Source organism: Parvimonas sp. M20, from assembly GCF_035282425.1.
In the GTDB taxonomy this organism is placed as follows: Bacteria; Bacillota; Clostridia; order Tissierellales; family Peptoniphilaceae; genus Parvimonas.
The window spans coordinates 1-237 of sequence record NZ_JAYKBQ010000283.1; the positions used below are offsets into that span (position 1 = coordinate 1).

The following is a 237-nucleotide window of genomic DNA, read 5'->3' on the forward strand; positions in this document are numbered from 1 at the left end:
GCTTCACCCCGTCAGATACGAACGACCAGCTTGGATGCCGAGACCCCCGCACGCTGACGGTCGAGCGCGGCCTGCACGTCTCCCAGGCCCTCGCCGACGACGAGCGGCTCCGGCATCGGCCGGAGACTCCCGTCGGTGAGCGCGCGCGGGATTACTTCGCCCCACAGTGCCGGGCCCACCTCGTCGTCGCGCAGGCTGCTGCCCCACACGAACCCCGCCCGGATGCCGGCGCGCCGG

1 protein-coding gene is annotated in these 237 nt (G+C 73.4%); it reads right to left on the reverse strand.

Annotation, left to right across the window (positions count from 1 at the left end; translation table 11 throughout):
* Positions 1-11: 11 nt before the first annotated feature.
* On the reverse strand, positions 12-237 hold a 226-nt coding region (locus VJI93_RS09255), incomplete at its 5' end, for a hypothetical protein (protein ID WP_324009396.1).